The 21,750-nt window shown below is 70.5% G+C and carries 28 protein-coding genes and 1 tRNA gene; 14 read left to right on the top strand and 15 right to left on the bottom strand.

Annotated elements, in window-relative coordinates; translation table 11 throughout:
• Positions 1–69 precede the first annotated feature (69 nt).
• Entirely contained in the window at positions 70–1,413 is a 1,344-nt protein-coding gene (locus ABD998_RS00880) for a cryptochrome/photolyase family protein (protein ID WP_345434974.1), read from the top strand.
• A gap of 6 nt (positions 1,414–1,419) precedes the next feature.
• On the opposite strand, the gene ABD998_RS00875 is transcribed toward ABD998_RS00880, so the two are convergent.
• The 3 genes from ABD998_RS00875 to ABD998_RS00865 all read right to left on the bottom strand — a co-directional run bounded on the left by ABD998_RS00875 (position 1,420) and on the right by ABD998_RS00865 (position 3,481).
• Positions 1,420–2,034 (bottom strand): flavodoxin family protein, encoded by a 615-nt coding sequence (locus ABD998_RS00875; protein WP_345434972.1) that lies wholly within the window; start codon positions 2,032–2,034, stop codon positions 1,420–1,422.
• Between the two features lie 69 nt (positions 2,035–2,103).
• Positions 2,104–3,114, bottom strand: coding sequence for a TerC family protein (locus tag ABD998_RS00870; protein WP_345434970.1), 1,011 nt, complete (start codon positions 3,112–3,114; stop codon positions 2,104–2,106).
• A gap of 181 nt (positions 3,115–3,295) precedes the next feature.
• Positions 3,296–3,481, bottom strand: coding sequence for a hypothetical protein (locus ABD998_RS00865; RefSeq protein WP_345434968.1), 186 nt, complete (start codon positions 3,479–3,481; stop codon positions 3,296–3,298).
• A gap of 618 nt (positions 3,482–4,099) precedes the next feature.
• On the opposite strand from ABD998_RS00865, the gene ABD998_RS00860 reads away from it, so the two are divergent.
• Positions 4,100–5,938: an HNH endonuclease signature motif containing protein gene (locus tag ABD998_RS00860; RefSeq protein ID WP_345434966.1), complete on the top strand. Its 1,839-nt coding sequence runs from the start codon at positions 4,100–4,102 to the stop codon at positions 5,936–5,938.
• A gap of 259 nt (positions 5,939–6,197) precedes the next feature.
• Here ABD998_RS00860 and ABD998_RS00855 read toward each other — a convergent pair.
• A tRNA-Lys gene (locus tag ABD998_RS00855) sits at positions 6,198–6,270 on the bottom strand.
• A gap of 171 nt (positions 6,271–6,441) precedes the next feature.
• On the opposite strand from ABD998_RS00855, the gene ABD998_RS00850 reads away from it, so the two are divergent.
• Positions 6,442–7,266: an inositol monophosphatase family protein gene (locus ABD998_RS00850; protein ID WP_345434964.1), complete on the top strand. Its 825-nt coding sequence runs from the start codon at positions 6,442–6,444 to the stop codon at positions 7,264–7,266.
• Positions 7,263–7,811 (top strand): hypothetical protein, encoded by a 549-nt coding sequence (locus tag ABD998_RS00845; RefSeq protein ID WP_345434962.1) that lies wholly within the window; start codon positions 7,263–7,265, stop codon positions 7,809–7,811. Before ABD998_RS00850 ends, ABD998_RS00845 begins: the two co-directional genes overlap by 4 nt.
• A gap of 3 nt (positions 7,812–7,814) precedes the next feature.
• Here ABD998_RS00845 and ABD998_RS00840 read toward each other — a convergent pair whose 3' ends face one another.
• From ABD998_RS00840 to ABD998_RS00830, 3 genes are all read right to left on the bottom strand, one after another.
• On the bottom strand, positions 7,815–9,134 hold the full coding sequence (locus ABD998_RS00840; protein ID WP_345434960.1) for a hypothetical protein: 1,320 nt from the start codon (positions 9,132–9,134) through the stop codon (positions 7,815–7,817).
• Positions 9,135–9,194: 60 nt separating this feature from the next.
• Positions 9,195–9,728 (bottom strand): RNA polymerase sigma factor, encoded by a 534-nt coding sequence (locus ABD998_RS00835; RefSeq protein ID WP_345434958.1) that lies wholly within the window; start codon positions 9,726–9,728, stop codon positions 9,195–9,197.
• Between the two features lie 64 nt (positions 9,729–9,792).
• Positions 9,793–10,425: a LysE family translocator gene (locus ABD998_RS00830; protein WP_345434956.1), complete on the bottom strand. Its 633-nt coding sequence runs from the start codon at positions 10,423–10,425 to the stop codon at positions 9,793–9,795.
• A gap of 51 nt (positions 10,426–10,476) precedes the next feature.
• On the opposite strand from ABD998_RS00830, the gene ABD998_RS00825 reads away from it, so the two are divergent.
• Both ABD998_RS00825 and ABD998_RS00820 read left to right on the top strand, forming a co-directional pair.
• Entirely contained in the window at positions 10,477–11,304 is an 828-nt protein-coding gene (locus tag ABD998_RS00825) for an aldo/keto reductase (RefSeq protein WP_345434954.1), read from the top strand.
• A gap of 23 nt (positions 11,305–11,327) precedes the next feature.
• Positions 11,328–11,621 (top strand): DUF1905 domain-containing protein, encoded by a 294-nt coding sequence (locus ABD998_RS00820; RefSeq protein ID WP_345434952.1) that lies wholly within the window; start codon positions 11,328–11,330, stop codon positions 11,619–11,621.
• Between the two features lie 7 nt (positions 11,622–11,628).
• Here the strand turns inward: ABD998_RS00820 and ABD998_RS00815 are convergent, their stop codons facing one another.
• Positions 11,629–12,519 (bottom strand): D-alanyl-D-alanine carboxypeptidase family protein, encoded by an 891-nt coding sequence (locus ABD998_RS00815; RefSeq protein ID WP_345434950.1) that lies wholly within the window; start codon positions 12,517–12,519, stop codon positions 11,629–11,631.
• A gap of 53 nt (positions 12,520–12,572) precedes the next feature.
• A complete protein-coding gene (locus ABD998_RS00810) occupies positions 12,573–12,872 on the bottom strand; it encodes a DUF427 domain-containing protein (protein WP_345434948.1) in 300 nt (99 codons plus the stop codon).
• Between the two features lie 108 nt (positions 12,873–12,980).
• On the opposite strand from ABD998_RS00810, the gene ABD998_RS00805 reads away from it, so the two are divergent.
• Positions 12,981–14,546: an MFS transporter gene (locus tag ABD998_RS00805; protein WP_345434946.1), complete on the top strand. Its 1,566-nt coding sequence runs from the start codon at positions 12,981–12,983 to the stop codon at positions 14,544–14,546.
• A gap of 9 nt (positions 14,547–14,555) precedes the next feature.
• Here ABD998_RS00805 and ABD998_RS00800 read toward each other — a convergent pair whose 3' ends face one another.
• The gene (locus ABD998_RS00800) at positions 14,556–15,536 is read right to left on the bottom strand and encodes a LacI family DNA-binding transcriptional regulator (RefSeq protein ID WP_345434944.1); all 981 of its coding nucleotides are present in this window, start codon (positions 15,534–15,536) and stop codon (positions 14,556–14,558) included.
• Between the two features lie 117 nt (positions 15,537–15,653).
• Between ABD998_RS00800 and ABD998_RS00795 the strand changes: the two genes are divergently transcribed.
• Entirely contained in the window at positions 15,654–16,670 is a 1,017-nt protein-coding gene (locus ABD998_RS00795; RefSeq protein WP_345434942.1) for a Gfo/Idh/MocA family oxidoreductase, read from the top strand.
• Entirely contained in the window at positions 16,667–17,452 is a 786-nt protein-coding gene (locus ABD998_RS00790) for a TIM barrel protein (RefSeq protein ID WP_345434940.1), read from the top strand. The genes ABD998_RS00795 and ABD998_RS00790 overlap by 4 nt, the downstream gene beginning before the upstream one ends.
• Before the next feature lie 194 nt (positions 17,453–17,646).
• On the opposite strand, the gene ABD998_RS00785 is transcribed toward ABD998_RS00790, so the two are convergent.
• A complete protein-coding gene (locus ABD998_RS00785) occupies positions 17,647–17,892 on the bottom strand; it encodes a DUF3263 domain-containing protein (RefSeq protein WP_345434938.1) in 246 nt (81 codons plus the stop codon).
• Between the two features lie 301 nt (positions 17,893–18,193).
• Between ABD998_RS00785 and ABD998_RS00780 the strand changes: the two genes are divergently transcribed.
• Together ABD998_RS00780 and ABD998_RS00775 are read left to right on the top strand one after the other, a co-directional pair.
• Positions 18,194–18,433, top strand: coding sequence for a hypothetical protein (locus tag ABD998_RS00780; protein ID WP_345434936.1), 240 nt, complete (start codon positions 18,194–18,196; stop codon positions 18,431–18,433).
• Positions 18,430–18,585 carry a hypothetical protein gene (locus tag ABD998_RS00775; RefSeq protein ID WP_345434934.1) on the top strand — a complete coding sequence of 52 codons (156 nt, stop codon included), beginning with the start codon at positions 18,430–18,432 and terminating at the stop codon, positions 18,583–18,585. Before ABD998_RS00780 ends, ABD998_RS00775 begins: the two co-directional genes overlap by 4 nt.
• 148 nt (positions 18,586–18,733) lie before the next feature.
• On the opposite strand, the gene ABD998_RS17830 is transcribed toward ABD998_RS00775, so the two are convergent.
• Positions 18,734–19,060 carry a DUF7882 family protein gene (locus tag ABD998_RS17830; protein WP_459076804.1) on the bottom strand — a complete coding sequence of 109 codons (327 nt, stop codon included), beginning with the start codon at positions 19,058–19,060 and terminating at the stop codon, positions 18,734–18,736.
• Positions 19,061–19,254: 194 nt separating this feature from the next.
• On the opposite strand from ABD998_RS17830, the gene ABD998_RS00770 reads away from it, so the two are divergent.
• Positions 19,255–19,545, top strand: a complete 291-nt coding sequence (locus ABD998_RS00770; protein ID WP_345434932.1) for a hypothetical protein — start codon at positions 19,255–19,257, stop codon at positions 19,543–19,545.
• Here ABD998_RS00770 and ABD998_RS00765 read toward each other — a convergent pair.
• A complete protein-coding gene (locus tag ABD998_RS00765) occupies positions 19,531–19,818 on the bottom strand; it encodes a hypothetical protein (protein WP_345434930.1) in 288 nt (95 codons plus the stop codon). The two genes, ABD998_RS00770 and ABD998_RS00765, sit on opposite strands and share 15 nt — an antisense overlap.
• Positions 19,819–19,889: 71 nt before the next feature.
• Between ABD998_RS00765 and ABD998_RS00760 the strand changes: the two genes are divergently transcribed.
• The gene (locus ABD998_RS00760; RefSeq protein WP_345434928.1) at positions 19,890–20,180 is read left to right on the top strand and encodes a hypothetical protein; all 291 of its coding nucleotides are present in this window, start codon (positions 19,890–19,892) and stop codon (positions 20,178–20,180) included.
• Between the two features lie 67 nt (positions 20,181–20,247).
• Here ABD998_RS00760 and ABD998_RS00755 read toward each other — a convergent pair whose 3' ends face one another.
• Both ABD998_RS00755 and ABD998_RS00750 read right to left on the bottom strand, forming a co-directional pair.
• Positions 20,248–20,493, bottom strand: coding sequence for a hypothetical protein (locus ABD998_RS00755; protein WP_345434926.1), 246 nt, complete (start codon positions 20,491–20,493; stop codon positions 20,248–20,250).
• The gene (locus ABD998_RS00750; RefSeq protein WP_345434924.1) at positions 20,493–21,254 is read right to left on the bottom strand and encodes a RelA/SpoT domain-containing protein; all 762 of its coding nucleotides are present in this window, start codon (positions 21,252–21,254) and stop codon (positions 20,493–20,495) included. The genes ABD998_RS00755 and ABD998_RS00750 overlap by 1 nt, the downstream gene beginning before the upstream one ends.
• A gap of 79 nt (positions 21,255–21,333) precedes the next feature.
• Between ABD998_RS00750 and ABD998_RS00745 the strand changes: the two genes are divergently transcribed.
• Positions 21,334–21,726, top strand: a complete 393-nt coding sequence (locus ABD998_RS00745; protein ID WP_345434921.1) for a hypothetical protein — start codon at positions 21,334–21,336, stop codon at positions 21,724–21,726.
• Positions 21,727–21,750 lie beyond the last annotated feature (24 nt).

The raw sequence follows: 21,750 nt of genomic DNA, 5'->3' as shown, positions 1-21,750 counted from the left end.
GACTCTAGGACCGCTCGCGTCCCGCGTCAAGCATCCGAGGCGCACCCGCGCGCGACCTACCGTGGAACGGTGACCGCCCTCGTCTGGTTCCGCGATGACCTCCGGCTCGCCGACCATCCCGCCCTCCGTGCTGCGCTCGACACCGGGGAGCCGGTGCTCGGCGTCTACGTGCTCGACGAGGAGTCGCCGGGCGTCCGCCCGCTCGGCGGCGCGGCTCGTTGGTGGCTGCATCACTCGCTCGCCTCGCTGGCGGGCCGTCTCGCGGAGAAGGGATCCGCCCTCGTGCTGCGTCGCGGCCCCGCCTCGCGGGAGATCCCCCGCCTCGTCGACGACGCCGACGCGCGGGGCGTGTTCTGGAACCGCCGCTACGGCGGCGCGGAGCGCGAGGTCGACGCGGCGCTCAAGACGACGCTGCGCGCGCGCGGCGTCGACGCGCGCTCCTCCGCCGCGTCCCTCCTCTTCGAGCCGTGGACGGTGACGACGGGAGCGGGCGCGCCCTACTCCGTCTTCACGCCGTTCTGGCGCGCGTGCCTCGCCATGCCGGCGCCGCGCCATCCGCTGCCCGAGCCGCGCGACATCGCGGGGCCTGCGCGCACGCCCGACTCGGATGCGCTGGACGACTGGGGGCTGCTGCCCTCGGATCCCGACTGGGCCGGCGGTCTCAGGGAGGCCTGGGAGCCCGGTGAGCCCGCCGCGCGGCACCGGCTGCGGGCGTTCCTCGCCGACGACGTCGACGACTACGCCCGTGCGCGTGACGAACCGGCTGCGGGCGTGACCTCCGGACTGTCGCCGCGCCTGCGCTGGGGGGAGCTGAGCCCCTTCACGGTCTGGCACGAGGCGATCGCATCGGGCGCCGACGTCGGGGGATTCCTCTCCGAGATCGGATGGCGCGAGTTCGCCTGGCACACGCTGTTCCGCCATCCCGACCTCGCGACCGTCAACCTCAACACGAGATTCGACGCGTTCCCGTGGCCCCGGCTGCGGCCGTCCCTCCTGCGCGCCTGGCAGCGCGGTCGAACGGGCATCCCGCTCGTCGACGCGGGGATGCGCGAGCTCTGGGAGACCGGCGTCATGCACAACCGGGTGCGGATGGTCGTCGCCTCGTTCCTCGTCAAGAACCTGCTCATCGACTGGCGGCGCGGGGAGGAGTGGTTCTGGGACACCCTCGTCGATGCCGACGGCGCGAGCAATCCGTTCAACTGGCAGTGGGTGGCGGGATCGGGCGCCGATGCGGCTCCGTACTTCCGCGTGTTCAACCCGCTCCTGCAGGCGGAGAAGTTCGATCCGCACGGCGAGTACGTACGACGCTGGGCGCCGGACCACGCCGAGGGGGCGGGTCCTGCGCCCGTCGTGGATCTGAAGGAGACGAGGCGCGCCGCGCTCGACGCCTACGAGGCGGTCAAGCGCGGCTGACGCGGGTCATCCCGCCGGGTACGGCGCCGCCCGCAGCGCACGTGCGAGGTGCACTGCGTTGGCCGCCGCCGTCTTGCGCGCCGACACGACCGGCTCGGGCGTCTCGGCGAGGTCGCGGTAGTCGACCGACCCCATCGCCTCCCCGTTCCAGTAGACGGACGACTGGGCAGGGATCGTGTAGCCGATGTCGTCGAGCGACTGGAACAGGATCGCCGCGATGTGGTGCGCGCCGTCCTCATTGCCCACGATGCCCGCGATCGCGACCTTGTCGAAGAGAATCGGCCTGCCATCCCCGTCGGTCTCGGACAGCTCCGCATCCAGGCGCTCGAGCGCTCGTTGAGCGACGCTCGAGTGCTGCCCCATCCAGGTCGGGGTCGCGAGGACGAGGATGTCCGCCGCGAGGACGCGCTCCCGGATGGCGGGCCAGTCGTCGCCCTCACCCATATCGGCCTCGACGCCCGGCCGCACATCATGGTCGACGAGGCGGATGGCGGAGCCCTCGACACCGTGGGCGGCGAGGTCGGCGAGGATCTGCTCGGCGAGGAGCTGCGAGCTCGACGGGGCGGGCGACGGCTTCAGCGAGCACACGAGAGCGAGGGCGGTGAGAGGAGTATCGGTCATGCCGCGACCGTACGGGGCACCGCCGAGGCCGGGAACGGGGTTCCGTTCCCGGCCTCGGCACGCTAGACGTCAGCGGTGGTCCGGCGCGGCAGCGCCATCCTCGACCGCCTCGGCGCCCGCGTCGCGGCGGGTCTTCACGAGGCTCGCGATCGTCGCGACCGCGATCGTCGCCCCGATGAAGAGGAGCGAGAACCAGATGGGGATCTCGGGCGCCCACTCGACGTGCTGACCGCCGTTGATGAACGGCAGCTCGTTGACGTGCAGGGCGTGGAAGACGAGCTTGACGCCGATGAACGCGAGGATGACCGCGAGCCCCTGGGCGAGGTACACGAGGCGCTCGAGCAGGCCGCCGATGAGGAAGAACAGCTGGCGCAGGCCCATGAGCGCGAAGGCGTTCGCCGTGAAGACGATGTACGCCTCCTCCGTGAGGCCGTAGATGGCGGGGATCGAGTCGACGGCGAAGATGAGATCGACGAAGCCGATCGCGATGATCGTGAGGAGCATCGGGGTGACGTAACGGCGGCCGTCCTTCTTCACCGTGAGGCGGTCGCCGTGGTACTCGTCCTCGACGGGCAGCACGCGGCGCACGAGGCGCATGAAGCGGCCGTCGGCGGGGTTGTCGTCGTGGTCGCCGAACGCCTGACGCCACGCGAGGACGAGCAGGAGCGCGCCGAAGACGTAGAAGATCCAGGAGAGGTTCTCGATGAGCGTCGCGCCGACGGCGATGAACGCCCCTCGCAGGATGAGCGCGATGACGATGCCGATCATCAGCACCTTCTGCTGGTAGATCTTCGGCACCGCGAAGCCGCTCATCACGATGAGGAAGACGAAGAGGTTGTCGATCGACAGGGCCTTCTCCGTGAGGTAGCCGGCGAAGTACTCGCCGCCGTAGGTCCATCCGGAGACCACGCCGATGCCGACGCCGAACAGCAGCGCGAGCCCGATGTAGAACGCCGACCAGCGGGCCGACTCGCCGATCGTCGGCTCGTGCGGCTTGCGGACGTGGGCGAAGAACTCGTACACGAAGAAGGCGATCGTCACGGCGATCGTGATGATCCAGATGAGGGGGGTGACCTGCATGGCGTCCTCCAGGAGAGATGGCGCGGTGGATGGCGGCCAAAGTCTCCTTCGTCCTGGCGGAGCCAGAACCGGCGACCCGGGATGCGTCTGCGGATCCGTATTGGCGGGTCGACCGAGGCGAAGTACTCCCTCTGTGCCCTCCAGCATACGGGATGCCCGGCCTCCCCCGTCGGGGGAATCCTCAGTTGCGCGGCCTGGATCGCACGTGGGCGAGGCAGAGTGCGATGACGCACGCCGTTCCGAGCACCGTGAACCACGACCCGAGGGACGTATGGACGGCGAGGACGAGGGACGAGACAGCGAGTACGAGGATCGCCAGCCAGAGGAGCGCCCACCACATCGTGCGCGCCGGTGTCATCTTCGACATGACCCGACTCTGGCCCCCTCGAGGGGCGGACGCCACCCCTTTCCCGACGAGCGGATCGGGTGTACCGCCGTCCGGTCGTGCTGTATCACAGTGGCGTCCGGATGGGAAGGGCCTGCGGCCATCCAGGGCGGGGCCCATAGGCTCGTCGCGAGGCTCCGGTTCACACGTCAGGGTCGAACCCCTCAACCCGCCGCGTCGGATTTCGGGTATCCGCCGCGTGCTCGGCGGGGCGCCGTTCAGGGTCGGCGTCCCGCCCCCTCCTCTTCTCAGCCGAGTGTGGAGCGCCTCCGCCTCTGTCGAGCGTCGCGCGCTTCCGATTGCTGGCGGAAGCTCGCTCCGTTGAGTCGTTGAGCGCCGGAGCGAGCCGAATTGAGGTGGCTTCCTCTTCCCTCCGCTCCGATTCACGCCCCTGCCCCGGGTCGTCTAGGGAGCGGAGCGAGGCGAAGCGTCGCGAGGTTCCCGCCCGCCCCTTCCTGGTCATCGAGCGAGCGGACCGAGCTCAAACGCGGCGATCTTCCCCCTCGCTCAGCCCATTCGTGACCATCCTGTGACCTCCTTGGGGTGGGGATGGTCTCGTTCTTCCGTTCGAATGTCGGTGGTGCCTTGGATGATGGGTGTATGTCAGGGCGCAACCCGAGGTTCGCAGCAGGGTCGTCGTGGGAGGCGACCGCCGCGGAGGTGCGCACGATCGGGAACGTGCGCGACCTGATCCTGGAGGTGCGTGCGGATCGGGCTCGGCTCGATGGCTTGGAGGCAGGGGCGTTTGCCGCGGCCGCGCGGGTCGCGCAAGCGCAGACCGCGCGGTGCGAGGACGCGTCCGCATACGGGTTCCCGTGGCGGTCCATCGCCCTCGAACTCGCCACCGCGTTGCATCTGTCGCCGGGTGAGGTCGAAGCCCGGCTGCGGCAGGACCTCGCCCTGACCGACCGGTTCCCGATCGTGGCGGATGCGTTGTGTCGTCAGGTGATCACGCGTCGTCAGGCGGACATCATCCGCGAACACGGGGAACGACTCCCCGACGACATGGTGGAGGAGTACTCGCGGCGTGCGGTCACCTATGCCGAGGATGCGACACCGGGGCAGGTGCGGGTGTTCGCGAAGAGCCTCGCCGCGGAACTCGACCCCGCACCCCTCCCCGAACGCCACCGGCGCGCCCTCGACCGGCGAGGCACGAGGGTGCGGGCCCTCGATGACGGGCTGGCGGAGTTCATCCTCACCGACGACGCCACGAAGATCACCGCCATCCACGACCGCCTCACCACCATCGCGAAACCCATCGCGGCAGAGGAAAGGCGACTCGCCGCGGAGGAGAAGCGGCGGCGCGACGCGGCCGGCGCGGGAACAGGGACCGGCCCGACTGCGGCCGGTCGCGTGACGCGGAACGCGTTCGGGATGCGGATCAACGGTGACGGCGTCGCGGTCGACGCGAACGGGTACGCCACCCGCCCCACGACAGGCGCCAACGTCCACGGCCCCGACAGCACCGGCAGCTCCGACGCCCTTGGCCCCGCCGATGGCCCGCGCAACGGTGCCCGGCGGACCGTCCGGTCCACCCTCCCGGGATGCTCGATGATCCGGGAGCACGTCGAGGTGTTCCACGACGGCACCTGGTACCCCCACGACCCCGCCCTCCCCCTCCGCCCCACCGAGGAGCAGGTCGCCGCCGCCGTGGAACGGGGGCGGGATGCCCGCACGAGGGATCACATCCGCGCGGACCTCGCCACCGACCTCCTCCTCACCGGCGCCCCCACCTCCCACACGATCGACGGATCGATCGAGAAGGCCGCCGCGATCCGCGGCACCGTGGCGGTCACGATCGCCGCGACCACCCTCGCCGGCCTCGACGACCACCCCGCCCTCCTCGCCGGCTACGGACCCATCCCCCCAGATGTCGCCCGCCGATTCGCGAAAGACGCCCCCGGATGGGAACGCCTCTTCCAGCACCCCGACACCGGCGCCCTCCACACCGTCGACCACTACACCCCCACCACCGCCATCCGACGCCTCGTCGAACTCCGCGACGGGACCTGCCGTGTCCCCGGCTGCCCGAGGCCCGCGTCACGGTGTGAGAAGGACCATACCCGGGAGTGGGAACGCGGCGGCCCCACCTGCGCCGGCAACCTCTCCGCCCTCTGCACGGCACACCACAAGCTCCGACACCACACCCCCTGGCGCATCCGACAACCCGAACCCGGCGTGATCGTCTGGACCAGCCCCCTCGGGTTTGAGTACACCACCGACCCACCCCCGCAGACCGCGCACACCGCCGCGCACGCACCGCACCCATCTCACCCGTGCATACCCGAGTGGGAATACGCACCCGTCACCCAGGCCGACCTCGACGACCAGTGGAGATGGGAGTACGAGAACGGCCTCACCGACCAGGCCCCACCCGGATGGCACCCCGACCCAGGCCCTCACCCGTGGCAGGACTGCGGAGACGAACGCGGACTCTGACGACCCCGCGCCCGGGTACTACGCCGCGGCTGCGGCTCGTGAGAGCTGACGGCGCTCACGTCTGAGCGGTGACGATGATCGTCGGCCCTGATCCGCGTGAGGGCCGAGCGGGCAGCGCCGCGGCAGCGGCTTGGCGCGGCAGCGGCTCGGCAGCGGCTCGGCAGCGGCTCGGCGCCAGACGACGCTGCGTGTCTCGCTCACCGGAGAAGGCCGGGCACACGAAAAGGCCCGAGATCGTGATGATCTCGGGCCTGGGCGGTGCACCCCCTGGGACTTGAACCCAGAACCCACTGATTAAGAGTCAGTTGCTCTGCCGATTGAGCTAGAGGTGCGTTCCGTTCTCGGGAATCCCTTCCCTCGAACCGAGAGACTACGTTACCAGCGCCACCGCCCGCACGCGAATCGACCTCCGCATCCGCGCGTGTCTGAGCATCCGCTGTGCGCCCGTCACGGGTCGACCGAGCCTCCCGACCGGCCGGACGCCCCGCGGATATCCTGAGCGGGTGACCTCCGACGCGCCCGCCTCCCGCCCCGGACTCGCCGACGATCTCGCTCTCGCGCTGCGTCTCGCCGACGCCGCCGACGCCGAGACGCTGCATCGCTTCGACTCCGCCGACCTCCACGTCGAGCGCAAGGCCGACCGCACGCACGTCACCGACGCCGACCTCGCCGCCGAGCGGGCCATCCGGGCCGTCATCGCCGACGAGCGCCCGGACGACGGCATCTTCGGCGAGGAGTACGGCGAGGGCGACACCGCGCCGCGCCGCTGGGTGATCGACCCCATCGACGGCACCGCGAACTTCCTTCGCGGCGTCCCCGCCTGGGGCACGATGATCGCCCTCGACATCGACGGCTACCCGCGCCTCGGAGTCGTCAGCTCGCCCGCGCTCCGTCGCCGCTGGTGGGCCGCCGAGGGGCTCGGCGCCTGGACGAGCGTCGAAGGGGGCGCCCCGCGCGCCATCCGCGTCTCCTCCGTCGACGACCTCGACGACGCCAGCGTCAGCTTCCAGAGCATCGCCCAGTGGGACGAGGCGGGCCACCTCGACGAGCTCGTCGCTCTCTCGCGCCGAGTCTGGCGCGATCGCGCCTACGGCGACATCTGGTCGTACATGCTGCTCGCCGAGGGGCGCCTCGAGTTCGTCGCCGAGTTCGACGTGAAGGAGTACGACCTCGCGGCCGCCGCCGCCATCGTGACGGAGGCGGGCGGACGCATGACGTCCTTCGACGGCGCCCCCTCGATCGCGAACGGATCGGCGCTCGCGACGAACGGCGTGCTCCACGAGGCTTTCCTCACCCTCCTCGCGCCTCCCGCCGGGACGACGGCATGAGCACCGGCGCCGCGCGCCGCCGCACGACGGCCGTCGGCGCCCTGGTGCCGAGCATCCTCCTCCTCGCGTCGTGCGCGTCGCCCCTCGCGCCAGACGCGACGCCCTCGGAGTCCCCCGACGCGGCCGGCTCCACGGGCTCGGGTCAGGCTCCCGGCTGCGACACGATCATCCCCGCGGCGCTCGTCGACGAGTTCGCCGACATCGGATGGTCGTCGCGCGCCGATCCCTTCTACATCGGCCCGAACGAGCTGTCCGGCGGAGTGAGCTGCACGTGGGGCAACTTCGACGTCGGCGCGACCGACATCGTCCAGATGTACGGATGGGCGCCGCTCGCCGCGGAGGACGCATCGGGCTACCAGGAGTACCTCGCCGACGAGGGCTGGATCCGCGAGGAGGGCGACGGCGTCGTCTACCTGACCGAGAGCATGCCCTCGTCGGAATGGGCGGATGAGAACGGCTACGGCATGACCTACGCCTTCGGCGACGGGTGGGTCGCGCTCTCCGACACGAAGAGCGGGCTCGACGTCATCACGTGGCGAGGCTGACCGTCAGTAGAGGACCTCCGCGCCGCCGAAGACCATCTCGCCCCCCGCCGAGAAGTCGAGCGACCCCTCCGCCACGGCGATGACCGACCACTCGCCTCCGCCCGCATCCCCGAAGACGTACGTCGGCACGAGCAGCACCGAGCCGTCGTCCTGCCACTGGCTCGCCAGCCCCAGACGCACCGAGACGATCTCGACGTCGTTCACCCCCCACGACACCGCCGACCCCGGCGCGGGCAGCGCGGGCGGCTCCGTGGGCGGCGTCCACTCCGTCCCGACATCGCCCTCGCGCGCGGCGAGCGGGAGGGTCGTCAGCTGCGCGCCGAACCGCGGATCCGACAGACGATCGAACGCCTCCTGCTCGCTCACGACGGGGTAGTCGCCCATCTGCACGACGTCGGCGAGGCCTCCGTAGACGCTGACGATCCCGTCGGCCGCGAACTCGAGCGACCACGACTGCCCCACCTGCTGGCCGTCGATCGTGCGGGAGGCGTACGCCGTGCGCGTCGCCGACCCCTCCCACGTCTCGGAGGAGTACGCGAACGCGTCCGCGTCCGCTCCGATCCGGGTGAGCAGATCGCGCAGCGCGGCGATCGCGGGAGCCTCTTCCGGGGCGGTGCACGCCTCCCCGCACGCCGACCACGGGTCGAGCGTGCTGTAGTAGCCGGCGCTCAGCTGGCCATCGAGGCTCACCCACAGCGACGGGCCCGTCCCATCCGCGGCCCCGACCTGCCACGACCCGTCGCGGATCTCGGGCGTTCCCGCGACGCCGAGTGCGGCCGCGAGCGCCTCGATCGTCTCGGCGTTCGATGCGGACACGGCATCGAAGCCGTAGGCGGCAGCCGACCCCGCGCCGGTCGAGAGGATGGTCGAGGCATGGAACGCGTTCCGGCCCGTCCAGCCCCACGGCACCATCGACCGATCAGTCGACTGCGCGGAGTCCGCCGAAGACCCGGCCCCGCCGCCCTCCGTGGATCCTCCCGCCCCGCCGCCGAGGGTGACCGGTGGCAGCACGCCATCCGGCGCGGCTCCACCCGAAGCCCCGCCGTCCGACGGCGAGTCGGCCGACGCCGTCGTCTGTGCCGCCGTCGCGATGCCGTACCCCGCGACGCCGCCGATCACGACCGCCGCGGCGATCGACGCCGCGATCGACGCGATCACGAGCCCGCGTCGGGGCCTGCGGCGAGCGCGCTCCGCGTCGAGATCGACCGGCATCGCGGTCGCCGCAGCGATGACGTCCGCCCCGAATCCCTCGCGCGGCTCGACATCCGCCGCGGGGTCGGCGGCGCGCAGCCGGTCGACGGGGTCCTCGTCGTGATCGCTCATGGCGTCCTCCTCGTGCTCTCCCCCTGTTCATGTCGCGGGAGGAGCGGATCTTGCAGGGGATCAGAATTCGAGGCGCCGCCCCCATGCCGCGCGCAGGCGCGAGCGGGCGCGCGACAGCGCGGCATCGGCACCCGAGCGCGTGATGCCGAGGACGGCGGCGAGCTCGTCGCCGTCGAGCCCCTCCCACGCGTGGAGGAGGAGGATGCGCCGGTCGCGCTCCCCCACGCTCGCGAGCGCGCCGCGCAGCTCGTCGTCGAAGAGCGCGCTCAGCTCGGGGTCGTCGCGCACGCGCCCCGTCCCGCGCTCGGGGACCATGTCGACCGCGAGGTCGTGGTGCTTCCGACGCGCGTTGGCGAGCGTCAGCTCGGCCGTGCGGTAGAGCCACGGCAACTCCTCGCCGCGCGGCACGTCCGCGCGCCGCCGCCATGCCGTCGCGAGCACGTCGGCCGCGAGATCCTCCGCGTCCTGTCGAGGGCCGCGACGCGCGAAGTACTTCACGAGCGCCGACGCGTGCGTCTGCACGACCGCGGTGTACCACGCGATCTCGTCGCGTTCGGCGGCGCCGCCGTCGGCGCGGCCCCCTTCAGCGGTCACGGTCGTCACACCCTGCCTATGTCGCGAGCACGCCGGATCTTGCAGCCGACGTCCGGATCCACCGTCAGCTCTTCGAGCCGGTGAGCGCGAGCGCACCGCCGAGGCCGATCATGAGGACTCCGCCCGCCCCCGACAGCGCCGACACCCGGCGAGGCGACCGCGCGAACCAGGTGCGCGCCGTGCCCGCCGCGAGCGCCCAGATGCTGTCGGACAGGAGAGCGAGCGCCTCGAACACGACGCCGAGCAGGAGAAGCTGCGCCCACACCGCTCCAGCACCGGGGTCGACGAACTGCGGCAGCACGGCGACGAAGAACGCGATCGTCTTGGGGTTCGTGACCCCGACGACGAAACCCTCCGCGAGCAGGGTGCGCGTGCTCGAACGACGTCCGAGCGGCGCCCGCGCGGGCGCACCACGGTGCCGAATGGCCTGCACGCCCAGCCAGACGAGGTACGCGGCGCCCGCGAGCTTGATCACCGTGAAGGCGACGGCCGACGAGGCGACGACCGCCCCCACGCCGAAGGCGACGGCCAGGAGCGCCGGCACCGTGCCGACGGCGTTGCCCACGACGCTCAGCACGCCGGCCCTGCGGCCGAGAGCGATCGAGCGGCCGATGACGAACAGCACGCTGGGACCGGGGATGACGATGATCGCGATCGCCGCCACCCCGAACGCCGCGAGGTTCTCGATCGGGATCATGAGCGGACTCTACTCCCGGCACGCGCGCGGACGTGCGGCAGAGTGGTGTGCATGACGACGCTCCCTGTGCCGGCCATCCCGCTCCCCGACGGACGCACCATCCCGCAGCTCGGGCTGGGCGTCTACAAGATCCCCGACGACGAGGCCGCCGCATGCGTGCGCACGGCACTCGATGCGGGCTACCGCCACATCGACACCGCCGCACTGTACGCCAACGAGCGCGGGGTCGGACAGGGGCTCCGCACGAGCGGCGTGCCGCGCGAGGACATCTTCGTCACGACGAAGGTGTGGAACGACGACCACGGCTACGACGAGACGCTGCGGGCATTCGACGCGAGCCTCGGCCGACTCGGCACCGACTACGTCGACCTCTACCTGGTGCACTGGCCGATCCCCTCGCGCGACCGCTACGTCGAGACCTACCGTGCGCTCGAGAGCCTGCGGGCGGATGGCCGTGCCCGCTCCATCGGGGTGTCGAACTTCGCGATCGCGCACCTCGACCGGCTCCTCGCCGAGACGGAGGTCGTGCCCGCCGTCAACCAGATCGAGCTGCACCCGCTGCTCCCCCAGCATGAGCTGCGTGCCTACGGTGCGTCGCACGGCATCGTCACGGAGGCGTGGTCGCCCCTCGCGCGCGGGCGGCTGCTCGACGATCCCGTCCTCGCCGCGATCGCGCGCAAGCACGGGCGCAGCACCGCCCAGGTCATCATCCGGTGGCACCTCCAGCTCGGCACCGTCGTCATCCCGAAGTCGGTGTCCCCCGACCGCATCCGCGCCAACGCCGACGTGTTCGGGTTCGCGCTCGACGACGACGACCTCCGTGCCGTCGCCGGTCTCGAGTCCGACCTGCGCACGGGCCGCGACCCCTCGCTCGACTGACGAGCCGCCGCTATCCTCGGCTCATGGCGTGGACGTTCGAGAGCGTGCTCGTCGAGTGGCGGGGTCCCGCACCGTACGTGTTCGCCCCGTTGCCGCGCGATCTGACCGACGACGTCAAAGACGCCGCGCGCGGGCTCGCGTACTGGGGTCAGATCCCCGTCACGGCGACGATCGGCGAGACCCGGTTCGACACCGCGATGTGGCCGAAGGACGGGCGCTTCCTGCTGCCCGTCAAGGCCGCCGTGCAGCGCGCGGAGCGCATCGACGTGGGCGACCCCGTCACGGTGGCGGTGCGCCTCCCCGGCGAGATCGGATGAGCCCTGCTCACCGGGAGACGATCGCCTCCGCCTGCGCGTAGAGCGCACGCGACGCCGTGAACCGGGCGTCGTCATCCGGCTGCCCGAGGACGACGGCGAAGACGCGCACGGTGCCGCCGTCGCCGTCGGGCACATCCTTCGCCGACAGCAGGCTGCTCCCCTCGAGGGTGCCGGTCTTCACTCCCACGACACCGGCGTCGGCGAGCAGGTCGTTCGTGTTCTCGACGATGCCGGCGCCGGGCAGGTCGACCGCCGTCTGCGCGACGATCTCCGCGACGACGGGATGGGCGAGCGCCAGGCGTCCCAGCGCGATGAGCGCTGCGGGGGTGGCCGTGTTGCGCGGGTCGATGCCCGTGGGCTCCACCATCGTGATGCCGTCGAGCCCGTGGGTGTCGACGAAGCGCGCGGCTGCCTCCGCGAACGCGGCCTCATCGCCCCAGATGCTCGCGACGAGGATGTCGGCGTAGTTGCACGCAGAGCCGACGAGCATCCCGTCGAGCAGCTGCCGTTCGGTGAGCATCCCGCCCACGGGGATCTTCAGCGCCGACTCGCCGCGCGCGAGGTACTCCCGGTAGGCGGCGTCCCACTCCTCCGTGAACCAGTAGTCGCCGCCCGTCTCGCCGGGCTGCAGCGGACGCTCCTCCAGCACCATGAGCGCCGTGACGACCTTGGAGATGCTCGCCATCGGCACGGGGTCGTCCGAGCTGGCGACGACGGGGCCATCCGCCACGGCCACCGCGGCCGATCCCGAATCGGGCCAGCGGATGTCGCCGAGCGCCTCGGGCTCGCCCGCGGCTGCGGCCCACGTCACGACCCCGACGACGAGCGCGATCAGCGCCGCGACGGCCGAGAGGAGGACGACGAGGCGGAGCGGACGTGCGCGCGGCGGAGAGGACATCGTCCTCCAGTCTGGACAGCCCTCCGCTCGGGCGGATCAGGGACGTCCCTGATTCACTCCTCGATCGTCACCCGGGGATCGAATGCGACGTAGCCGGCGAACTCGCGGCCGACCCGGTCGGCCGCGCCGTCGAAGGGATGCGGGTAGCTCCACGCCCCGTCGGGGAGGCCCGCCCCGCTCCGGATGTCCCAGTACTGCGCGACGCCCTTCCACGGGCAGGTGTACGGGGTCGCGCTCTCGGCCAGGGCACCGTCCCGCACCGACGACGGAGGGAAGTACCAGTTCCCCTCGATGCGCACGAGCTCCTCGCGTGCGGCCTCCGCCACGATCTCGCCATGCCATATCGCTCTCATGGGGAGACGTTAGGCATCCCCCGTCCCGCGCGGCAACCCCTCGACAGCAGGAGTACGATATCCACCGAGGCTTTTATCACGCCTGGCACTTTAATAGATGGGCTAGCAATGACATCCACGGATCCGCGCCGCTGGTGGGGACTCGGCTTCATCAGCGTCGCCGTCTCGCTCATCATCGTCGACTCCACCATCGTCAACGTCGCGGTGCCGGCGATCGTCACCGACCTGGGGATCTCGTCGACCGAGGTGCAATGGGTCCAGGAGGTCTACACGCTCGTGTTCGCCTCACTGCTCCTCCTCTTCGGCGCGACGGCCGACCGCATCGGGCGTCGTCGCGCCCTGCTGACGGGCGTCGCGGTCTTCGCGGGCGCGTCCGTGGCGGCGGCGTTCGCGCCGACCGGGGGGCTCCTCATCCTCGCCCGCACGGTGCAGGGCGTGGGCGGCGCACTCATCCTGCCCGCAACGCTCTCGCTCCTCAACGCCGGCTTCCGCGGTCGCGAACGCACGATCGCGTTCGCCGTGTGGGGCTCCACGATCGGCGGGATGGCCGCGGTCGGGCCCCTGCTCGGCGGCTGGCTCACCACCTCGTTCTCCTGGCGCTGGGCCTTCGGCATCAACGTGCCGCTCGGCATCCTCGTCCTCGTCGGCGTGCTCGCGACCGTGCGGGAGTCGCGGGAGACGTCGGCGCGCATCGACCTCGTGGGATCCGCGCTCTCGGTCGTCCTGTTCGGCGCACTCGTCTTCGCGCTGATCGAGGGGCGCACGTTCGGATGGTGGACGGCGGAGGACGGCATCGAGCTGGGCCCCGTGAAGTGGACGGCGACGATCTCGCCCGTCCCGATCGCCTTGGCGCTGAGCGCGTCGGCTCTCGTGCTCCTGCTCATCTGGAGCCGTGCGCGAGCGCGGAGAGCGCGCCCCGCGCTCCTCGACCTCTCCCTCTTCCGCGTGCCGACATTCGCGCGCGGCAACCTCGTCGCGCTCGTCGTGGCGCTCGGCGAGTTCGGCATCATCCTCTCCCTGCCGCTGTGGCTGCAGTTCGTCCAGGGGTTCGACGCCCTGCAGACCGGGCTCGTCCTCCTCGCGCTCGCCATCGGCTCATTCGGCGCCAGCGGGCTGATCGGCGCGCTCAGTGCGCGTGTCCGCCCCGTGATCGTCGTGCGAGCGGGCCTTCTCGCCGAGATCGTCGGCATCGTCGGCGTCGCGCTCGCCTTGGGATCGGGCGCCGGATGGGGTTGGCTCATCCCGACCCTCTTCGTCTACGGGTTCGGCGTGGGGCTCGCGACGGCGCAGCTGACCGGCGTCATCCTCGCGGATGTCCCCGTCGAGCGGTCCGGGCAGGCGTCCGGGACCCAGTCGACGGCGCGGCAGGTCGGCTCCGCGCTCGGCATCGCGATCCTCGGAACCGTGCTGTTCACCGGCACGGGGGCGACGCTGTCGTCGTCGCTCGACGATGCCGGCGTCGACGCCGGCGCTCGCGATGCTGTCGTGTCCCGCGTCGTCGACTCCGCGGGAGCGGCGATCTCGTCCCTCGACGGGGACGAGATCGCCCTGGCGGAGGAGGCGTTCACGACGGGAACCCAGCTGTCGGCGTTCACCGCGGCCGGCTTCCTCGCGATCGGCTTCGCCGCCTCGTTCGGACTCGGATCCGCGCGCCGGGAGCAGCAGCCGGCCTGACGGATCGCGTCAGCCCCCCGTCGTACGGCGCACGACGAGCCGTGGCGCACGGACCCGCTCGGCCCCCGGTCGCCCGTCGACCACGAGGTCGACGGCGTCGGATGCGAGCCCTGCAGCATCCTGGGCGATCGTCGAGAGCCCGATCGTCTCGAGCCGGCCGGCGCGGATGTCGTCGAACCCGATCACGGCGATCTCCCGCGGGACGTCGACGCCGGCGCGCAGGAGCACGTCGAGCACGCCGATCGCACAGCGGTCGTTGAAGGCGGCGACGGCGTCGGGCAGCTGCGAACGATCGAGCAGCTCCCGCGCTGCGCGCACCCCCGCCTCCTCGTCGAGGCCGCCGGCGACGACGTCGGCAGGGAGACCTGCCTCGGCCATCGCCTCGAGATGCCCCTCCCGTCGTTCGCGCCCTCCCGCCACGTCGCCGCCGTCGAGGTACACGACGCGACGGCGGCCGAGTTCCACGAGATGCCGCGCCGCGAGCCGGCCGCCGGCGCGATCGTCCGTGCGGGCAGCCGGCATGGCTCCTCCGGTCGGGCGCGCCACGGCGACGGACGGGAGGCGATCGGCGACGTCCATGAGCGCGGCGGCGGGCAGCGCGCTGCCGAGGAGCACGAGCCCTTCCACCCGCTCGTCGAGGAGCGACTCCACCGCGATCTCCTCCGTCCGCATCGGCGTGATGGCCGACAGCGAGAGGGCGAGCCCGCGGCTGTCGGCGGCGGGGTACAGCTCCTCGACGATCTCGCCGTGGAAGGCGGCATGCACGTCGAAGACGACCCCGAGCGTGCGCGTGCGGCTCTGCCGAAGCAGCTGCGCGCGCCGGTCAACGCGGTACCCGAGTCGCTCAGCCACCTCGCGCACATGGCGGCGGGTCTCCTCCCCGGCGCCCGGCGCATCCCGGAAGACGATCGACACGAGGGCGCGCGAGACCCCCGCCGCCTCGGCCACGTCCTTCATCGTGGGGCGGCCGCGCCCCTCCTGCTGCGCCATCCCCCCATTGTGTCGGCCGGATGGCCCGGCGGTCGATCTTGACAGGATCGCCCACTCCCCTCATCCTGTACTAGATCGATCTAGTTCTGTTCGACATCGTCGTCCACGGAGGACCCCATGACCGCACCCACCCCCGTCCGCCTCGGACTCCTCGGCTCCGGATGGATCGGCGCCTACCACGCCGAGAGCATCGTGCGCCGCATCGCCGACGCCGAGCTCGTCGCCGTCGCCGACCCCTCGCCCGGTGCCGCCGCCCGCGTCGCCGAGCCGCTCGGCGTCGCGCGCACGTACACGGATCCCGCCGAGCTCCTCTCCGCCGACGACATCGACGGCGTCGTCATCTCCTCTCCCGCATTCACGCACGCCGACCTCGTCGTCGCGGCGGCGCAGGCAGGCAAGCACGTTTTCGTCGAGAAGCCGATGGCGCTCACGCTCGAGGATGCCGACCGCGCGATCGCGGCGGCGCGCACCGCGGGCGTCGTCCTGCAGGTGGGATTCAACCGGCGGTTCTCGCGCGACTTCGCGGAGGCGCACGGCATCGTCGCGTCAGGCGGAGTCGGCGAGCCGCAGCTGCTGCGCTCGCTCACGCGCGATCCCGGGTTGACCGACCCCGCCGCCGTGAAGCCGAACGTCATCTTCACGGAGACGCTCATCCACGACTTCGACACGCTGAACTGGTTCAACGCGGGGGCGCACGCCGTCGAGGTGTTCTCCGCAGCCGACGCACTCGTCGCTCCCGACTTCAAGGCGTCCGGCCTGCTCGACACGGCCATCGTCACCATCCGCTACTCGAACGGCGCGATCGCGACGGCCGAGGCGAGCTTCTCCGCCGCGTACGGCTACGACGTCCGCGGCGAGGTGTTCGGTTCGGCCGGGATGGTCGCCGCCGGAGACGTGCGGACGACGAGCGCGCGGCACTACCGCGCCGACGGCGCCGCGGCGTCCACGACGCGGCTCAACGTCGATCTGTTCGCACAGGCGTACACCGACGAGCTCGCCGCCTTCGCCACGGCCATCCGCACGGGAGTGCACGACGGGCCTCGCGGGGAGGACGCGCGTGCCGCCCTCGCGATCGCCCTCGCCGCGATCGCGTCGCACGAGTCCGGTGCGCCTGCGCGGGTCGCGGCGTCATGAGCTCGGCGCCCATCCCGCTCGCCGTCTGCGCGGAGATGGTCTTCACCGACCTCCCCGTCGTCGAGCGAGCAAGCCGTCTGCACGAGCTCGGCTTCCTCGTGGAGATCTGGGACTGGTCGACGAAGGACCTCGGCGCCCTCGCCGGCACGGGTGCCGTGTTCTCGTCGATGACGGGCTACCTGCGGGGCGACCTCGTCACCGCCGACGGCGCCGACGCATTCGTCGAGACGGCGGAGGAGTCCCTGCGCGCTGCGGAGACGATCGACGCGCCGCGCCTGAACCTGCACGGGACGGGGCTCGACACCCGAGGGCTGCCCGTCCGGGCCGGCGAGACGGCGACAGGCGCCGACTGGGTCGCCGCCGCCCGCACGCTCGAGCGGCTCGCCGTGCTCGGCGAGCGCCACGGCCGCGTGTTCACGCTCGAGAACCTCAACACGGCGGTCGACCATCCCGGCGTGCCGTTCGCCCGTGCCCGCGACACCCTCGCGCTCGTCCGTGCCGTGGACCATCCGCACCTGCGCCTGAACCTCGATCTCTACCACGCGCAGATCGGCGAGGGGAACCTCATCGAGCTCGTCGCCGAGGCGCTGCCGTGGATCGGCGAGATCCAGGTCGCCGACGTCCCCGGACGGCGCGAGCCGGGGACCGGCGAGGTGCACTACCCCGCGATCGCCGACGCGCTGCGCCGCCTCGGCTACACGGGGGTGGTCGCGATGGAGGCGTGGGCGTCCGACGACTCCACGACCGCCGTGGAGCGGTTCCGCACGGCGTTCGGAGGCTGAGACGGAAGAAGGCCGCCCCGAGGGACGGCCTTCTCTCCGTGCGGCGACAGCGATCGGTGGAGCTGGGGGGAATCGAACTCTGAGCGACCCCGCTCGACAGAGGCTCTACCGCGTAATTCCGGGGAATTTGAGGGGGTCTCATGGGGCGTCAGAGGGGGCCTTAGGGTACGAAGTGTGTCCAAAATGTGTCCACGTCACGCCGCCGAGGAACGCCGGCCACGCTCGGCCGCGCGGTCGCTCATGCGCCGACGGATCCGTGCCGCCCAGAGCGGATCGTGGCGGATGCCGCGCTCGTCCCCGACGGCGCGCGCGAGCAGCTGGTAGTGCCGCGCGAGCGGGATGCCGAGCTCGTGTCTCACGAGCTCCTCCTTCGTCCCGGGCGACGTCGTCCAGTGCTCGCGCTCAAAGTCGATCAGCTGCTCAGGAGACGGGATTGGCATGCGCCCATCGTCTCCCCGACCACCGACACCCGGCGTAGGCTCGGCTCGTGCTGATCGGGATGATTCGACCCACCGCGACGACGACCGCAGAGGCGACCGGGCAGGAGCTGCTCAGCGTCCGTCGCGTGTCATGAGCGCCGTCCAAGAGCGCCCTTCACGGCGGTCGACCGCAGCTTCCGTAGCAGTCGGTGCATTGATCTCGTTCGCCATATGGCGAGCACTGGCCCTGCCTGCACTTCAAGAGCTCGACCAAGTTGTCGGCGTCATCGAAGTACGCCCTAGCGAGTACGTGACTTCTGTGGTGCTGACGATCGTGCCACCGCTCGCATCCTTCTCGCTTATGCTCCACCCGCGAATCGCCACGAAGACCCGCGGTGTCGTGTGGTTCCTGACTCTCCTTAGCCTTGCGGTCGCGTACTGGGCCGCGACGACTGTCGGGGGCTTGCCGCCAGTGCAAGGCTTCCTGTTGTTCGCGTACGTGTTCTTGTTCTTCAAGTGGTGTTCGGGGATGCTAGACATCGGCACGGAGCAGCCGGTGTGAGCGACTTCCTGGCCGACGTCGTCGAGCCGCACTGCCCCACCTGCGGGACGGTGCTGCACGCGCACCCGCGGGGCACGTGGTGGTGCCGCGGGTGCGACGTCGAATGGCCCGACGGGCCGGTGAGGTACGGGGACCGGCCAGAGGGCGGCTGATCACGGCACCCCTCGCGAAACGATCGACGCATCCTCACGCTGCTGGGGAACGTGAGGATGCGTCGATCTGCGGAGCTCACGCTCCGCCAGAGCCGACGCCCCCTCAGATCGACCCTGGACGTCAGGGTAAGCGAAGGCTCCCACGCCTTCAAGGACGAGGTGATCGCGAGTCCGCGACTCCACTCCGCTCGGCGTGCTCGGGCTGGATGACGATCCCCCCACGCAAGGTGACACCGTCAGACAGCCGTTGCAGCCACTCCGGGTTGAGGTCGACGGGCTCCGACGAGTCGAACACGAACCGGATCGAGACCCCTGGGTGAAGCCAGATCGTCGTGCGCCCACCCTCGCTATCCCAGGACACCCCGAATGCTTCGTGGCGGCGCAGTCTCGTGAGAATCACCGCTTTGAGATGTGCGAGTGTCCGATCGTCGAGTGGCAGTCGCCCGCCCGCGATGCCGAAATGAAGTTCCCCCATATCGCGACGCTACGCCGCCCCTCACACAGCCGTATCGAACGTTGTCAAATCGACACATGCCCACATACCCAGGTATGGCAGCGACGCAACGCGGGCACGCACGTCGCCCCACGACCCGGCATCGACGTGCCGCACGCGATCAATAGTGTCAAGCGCTGCGACCGGGTGCCCCACATCTGGCATCGTGCTCGCTCATGAGTCCCAAGACGCTGCGTCCCATCCTCGGGTCGAGTGAAGTCCGGGAGCTGCTGACACTCCTCAACATCGACACGGTCAGCGAGCTCCTCGTCGAGCTATGCCGGTACGCGACCGCACGGCCCGACGTGTGGCACCGCCTCTCCACCGACCTCGTCCCTGACGTCTATGGCGTGTGCCCGGTGCACCTTGTCGTGTTGCACCCAACTGCCGATGTCCAACGATGCCCCGTGGCAGGGTGTCGGCTCATTCTCGGGGAGGAAGGCTTCGAGTACTCAGAGGACCGCTGAGGGGCGAGGGAGCGGCCGATTCGGTGCCCCGTCGTACACCGACGCCCGCATGCGATCGTGGCGCGCCCACGCTCCTTCGCAGGCGGACTTGAGGCTCGTCGTCCATCCCATGACCTCGCCCGCCATCGTGATCCGGTAGCGGGGGCCGACGTTCGTCCTGCGCAGTTCGATGTCCGCGATCGTGCCGGAGTTCGCGTCACCGAGCAGCCAGTGCCCGGGCTCGACCTCCTGCGTCATGAGCATTACATGGAACGGCGGCTTCGGGATCGACATGGCGACGAGCGTACGAGCGAGCCCCGACACTCTCGCCGCATGGGCTCGTTGCTCCCGCTACGCTGTGGGTCATGTCTGAAAGCACAGGTCCCGGCCCTCAGCACGCCGACGCGTTCGAGCTCCTCAGGACCCTCGAAGTGTTCGAGTACCAGACATCCGGTGCTTCGGTCACGATTCGCCGGACCTCGCCGTACAGTTGGAACGTCTACCACCGTGACGACCTGATTGGATCGTTCGCGCTCGAGACGCGCGATCACGCAAGCTACTTCGTTTCGGAAGTCGCAAGCGAGCCCGGGATCGCAAACTGGGTGAGCGACGACATCAGGACGCCGATCGAGCAGATGCTGCTCCTCGCGGATTAGCACTCGGATAGGCGAAGACGACCCCCTCGGCCCGTGGCCGAGGGGGTCGTCTTCGCCTGATGAGTCCCTACGCGAAGGACAGCTCAGCGAGGAGGTCGTTGCTGTCGCCTGAGAAGTAGTGTCCGTGAGTCTTCATGATCGTCTCGATGCTGTCCGAGCCGATGAGAACGATCTCGTAATCGGAGTCGTCGGCGTGGTTCGCCTCCGCGTCGGCGTACGCCTTGGTAGCTCGCTTAGCGTCGGTGAACTCGTCCTGTGAGACGAGCTTCTGCTCCTTGTGGCTGTAAGCGAGGAGGAAGTGCACGGTTGCCATCAGTCTCTCCTTCTCCGGACGAAGTAGCCGGCTTCCACGACTGCGTCGGTTGCGGCGTTGTGCTGGTCGGCGAGCTCAGCTGGCGGTTGAGCGTCTGCGTCCTGGAAGTAGAGCATAGCGCCACTAGTGGAGAAGTAGTCCAGCATCTCCTGTGGGCCCCGGCCGTCCTTCAACGCCAGATTGAAGCGGGAGTCAGCGGCTTCAATCGCGTTGGCCCACCGCTGCTGCAGCCGCGTTCGCACCTGGATCTCGATGCGACGCTCAGACTTCTCGATCACGAAGTGACGTGCCCGGTACCCGGTCGCCTTGGGGTCTCCGACATAGTCGCGATGACGCTTGATGCGGTCGCCCCATCGCCGCTCGATGTGATCGCAGAGACGGCGCTGCTCGTCCAGATCACGCACGACCGCCCGCGTGCCGCCGACGTCCTCGAGCCGCGCAAGGTTGCTGTTCCCCATGTTCGACAGCTTCCGGATGATCCGGGGAAGACGCTTAAGGCGCTGGGACACGACGGGATATCGCCCAAGCTGCGACTGGTAGAACTGCCGTAGCCCCACGGATGTGATGCTGAGCGGCCTCTGGTGCGCCGCACGGAAGTCGTCAACCACACCCGTCGCACGAAGGTATGTCTCGCGATCGAAGTGCTCTTCCAGACGCTCGTCGTCGCCGTCGTCAAGGATGCGGTAGAGCGTCGCTAGATAGTCGCCACACCGATTGATCTCGCTCTTGCTCACATTGGGCATATCCCTGTACGTCGGCACTCAGTGAGAATATCGCTCCGATCATGACCGAAGCCGCCGTGCTCGAGTGCGACAGAGACCGCTGGATAGCATGACGGGTATGACGCTCCCGACGCCCGGTCCCGACGAGCAGCAGCGCGCCGCCTACGAGGCGGGCTTCCGGGCCGCCCAACAGCAGCAGTACGCGCAGTTCCAGGCGTGGAGCGCGCAGCAGGGACGTCCCGCGGCTCCGGTTCCCTCCGGCTTGCCTGGGGCGCAGGGGGCCCCGACGGGGCTCGGGGTCACGGGCCTGGTGCTGGGCATCCTCGCTCTGCTGTCGATTCCGTCGCCGTTTATCCTGATCGGCGCGCCGGTAGTGCTCGGACTCGCGGCGCTTGGGTTCGCGATCCCGGCCGTGGTGATCGCGCGCCGGCGGCGGGTGCGATGCATCCCGGCCGGCGTCGGGCTCATCCTCGGCGCGATTCCGGTGCTCTGGTTCATGTTCGCGCTCTGACCCAACCGCTCGATGGCGCGGCAA

This window comes from Microbacterium gilvum, assembly GCF_039543865.1.
Taxonomy (GTDB): domain Bacteria; phylum Actinomycetota; class Actinomycetes; order Actinomycetales; family Microbacteriaceae; genus Microbacterium; species Microbacterium gilvum.
This window is presented reverse-complemented; position numbering and strand designations above follow the sequence as displayed.

What these genes read in the sequence shown, in the direction of transcription:
- ABD998_RS00815 (WP_345434950.1), bottom strand. Translation starts at nt 12,519, where the DNA reads ATGTCCTCTCCGCCGCGCGCACGTCCGCTCCGCCTCGTCGTCCTCCTC.
- ABD998_RS00820 (WP_345434952.1), top strand. Translation starts at nt 11,328, where the DNA reads ATGGCGTGGACGTTCGAGAGCGTGCTCGTCGAGTGGCGGGGTCCCGCA.
- ABD998_RS00785 (WP_345434938.1), bottom strand. Translation starts at nt 17,892, where the DNA reads ATGCCAATCCCGTCTCCTGAGCAGCTGATCGACTTTGAGCGCGAGCAC.
- ABD998_RS00800 (WP_345434944.1), bottom strand. Translation starts at nt 15,536, where the DNA reads ATGGCGCAGCAGGAGGGGCGCGGCCGCCCCACGATGAAGGACGTGGCC.
- ABD998_RS00845 (WP_345434962.1), top strand. Translation starts at nt 7,263, where the DNA reads ATGAGCACCGGCGCCGCGCGCCGCCGCACGACGGCCGTCGGCGCCCTG.
- ABD998_RS00770 (WP_345434932.1), top strand. Translation starts at nt 19,255, where the DNA reads ATGAGTCCCAAGACGCTGCGTCCCATCCTCGGGTCGAGTGAAGTCCGG.
- ABD998_RS00760 (WP_345434928.1), top strand. Translation starts at nt 19,890, where the DNA reads ATGTCTGAAAGCACAGGTCCCGGCCCTCAGCACGCCGACGCGTTCGAG.
- ABD998_RS00795 (WP_345434942.1), top strand. Translation starts at nt 15,654, where the DNA reads ATGACCGCACCCACCCCCGTCCGCCTCGGACTCCTCGGCTCCGGATGG.
- ABD998_RS00870 (WP_345434970.1), bottom strand. Translation starts at nt 3,114, where the DNA reads ATGCAGGTCACCCCCCTCATCTGGATCATCACGATCGCCGTGACGATC.
- ABD998_RS00860 (WP_345434966.1), top strand. Translation starts at nt 4,100, where the DNA reads ATGTCAGGGCGCAACCCGAGGTTCGCAGCAGGGTCGTCGTGGGAGGCG.
- ABD998_RS00865 (WP_345434968.1), bottom strand. Translation starts at nt 3,481, where the DNA reads ATGTCGAAGATGACACCGGCGCGCACGATGTGGTGGGCGCTCCTCTGG.
- ABD998_RS00840 (WP_345434960.1), bottom strand. Translation starts at nt 9,134, where the DNA reads ATGAGCGATCACGACGAGGACCCCGTCGACCGGCTGCGCGCCGCCGAC.
- ABD998_RS00810 (WP_345434948.1), bottom strand. Translation starts at nt 12,872, where the DNA reads ATGAGAGCGATATGGCATGGCGAGATCGTGGCGGAGGCCGCACGCGAG.
- ABD998_RS00805 (WP_345434946.1), top strand. Translation starts at nt 12,981, where the DNA reads ATGACATCCACGGATCCGCGCCGCTGGTGGGGACTCGGCTTCATCAGC.
- ABD998_RS00790 (WP_345434940.1), top strand. Translation starts at nt 16,667, where the DNA reads ATGAGCTCGGCGCCCATCCCGCTCGCCGTCTGCGCGGAGATGGTCTTC.
- ABD998_RS17830 (WP_459076804.1), bottom strand. Translation starts at nt 19,060, where the DNA reads ATGGGGGAACTTCATTTCGGCATCGCGGGCGGGCGACTGCCACTCGAC.
- ABD998_RS00745 (WP_345434921.1), top strand. Translation starts at nt 21,334, where the DNA reads ATGACGCTCCCGACGCCCGGTCCCGACGAGCAGCAGCGCGCCGCCTAC.
- ABD998_RS00755 (WP_345434926.1), bottom strand. Translation starts at nt 20,493, where the DNA reads ATGGCAACCGTGCACTTCCTCCTCGCTTACAGCCACAAGGAGCAGAAG.
- ABD998_RS00825 (WP_345434954.1), top strand. Translation starts at nt 10,477, where the DNA reads ATGACGACGCTCCCTGTGCCGGCCATCCCGCTCCCCGACGGACGCACC.
- ABD998_RS00830 (WP_345434956.1), bottom strand. Translation starts at nt 10,425, where the DNA reads ATGATCCCGATCGAGAACCTCGCGGCGTTCGGGGTGGCGGCGATCGCG.
- ABD998_RS00875 (WP_345434972.1), bottom strand. Translation starts at nt 2,034, where the DNA reads ATGACCGATACTCCTCTCACCGCCCTCGCTCTCGTGTGCTCGCTGAAG.
- ABD998_RS00765 (WP_345434930.1), bottom strand. Translation starts at nt 19,818, where the DNA reads ATGTCGATCCCGAAGCCGCCGTTCCATGTAATGCTCATGACGCAGGAG.